We start from the raw sequence: 919 nt of genomic DNA, 5'->3' as shown, positions 1-919 counted from the left end.
GTCATGCCTTTACGGTTGAGGTGTTGGAGGAGGTGGGTTTCCCACGCAAGATCAGCGTCGGTCCTTGAACCAAGACGACCGACCGCGATCTGCCCGTGCACACGAACGGTCCACACGTCATTGGCAACTCCACCAGTCAGTGGTTCAATGCGAACTGCGTCTTCGCCCCATTGTCTGAGTGCGTCCCATCCCATTGGCAGTGCCCTTGGCGGCTGTGTAAAAAGATGGCGGAAGAAATAGAGAAAGTTTGCGACACAAGGAAGTCCGCTTTGACACACCTGCGCACGCGGCTCGGGGCAGTGTCGTCCGACCTTTCGACGCACGCTTCCGTTTGATAGGTGAAGCGCTGTGACACGGGGAAGCTTGTTAGATGAATTATTCGGATGTGATTGGAGGCGATGAGCTTTTGAGATGGTTCGGCGAGGTTCCGACCTTTCACGACAGCGAAATCCTCAGTCTATCCTCCATAGAACCGGGGCCAGCGAATTGAAGGTGCATGGCTGGATCATGACCAATGAGGTCGGTCCAGACGGACACATTGTGCTGGACAAGCACGCGGTCGTAACCTTTTCACTCGAAGGCATCATGGACCTTCAGCTCGACGGCTTCAGCGGCCAGAATGTGATCGCGGGCCTCGTCCTGCAACGCGCGACCGACCGAGGCAGATCAAGCTATTTCAGCCTGCCGGAAGATGGGACCGACGTCGAGATCGAATTGACACCTTGTTACGGCTTGGACGGCTTCATCAGGGCGAAGAAGGTGGCGATTTCATTCATCCCGGGACGCCCGGCGGATATGTAGCCCCGTTCGGCTCCTATTGGTGCGAAACGGAAAGCGAACGTCGGCCCTCAGCAGACGCTTGTTCCTCTGAGTCTAGCTGGCGAAGGTATTCATCGCCGCTGATCGTCGTCCACCCCTC

General features: G+C 56.8%; 1 protein-coding gene and 1 pseudogene. One reads left to right on the top strand and one right to left on the bottom strand.

All coding sequences use genetic code 11. The annotated features are described in order from the left end of the window. Positions 1-194: pseudogene (locus C5L12_RS27735) on the bottom strand (aminoglycoside phosphotransferase); the annotation flags it as partial. A gap of 313 nt (positions 195-507) precedes the next feature. Between C5L12_RS27735 and C5L12_RS27730 the strand changes: the two are divergent. After that, on the top strand, positions 508-801 hold the full coding sequence (locus C5L12_RS27730) for a hypothetical protein (protein ID WP_245423073.1): 294 nt from the start codon (positions 508-510) through the stop codon (positions 799-801). Positions 802-919: the final 118 nt, after the last annotated feature.

Source organism: Neorhizobium huautlense (assembly GCF_002968575.1).
GTDB lineage: Bacteria > Pseudomonadota > Alphaproteobacteria > Rhizobiales > Rhizobiaceae > Neorhizobium > Neorhizobium huautlense.
This window is presented reverse-complemented; position numbering and strand designations above follow the sequence as displayed.

What these genes read in the sequence shown, in the direction of transcription:
- C5L12_RS27730 (WP_245423073.1), top strand. Translation starts at nt 508, where the DNA reads ATGACCAATGAGGTCGGTCCAGACGGACACATTGTGCTGGACAAGCAC.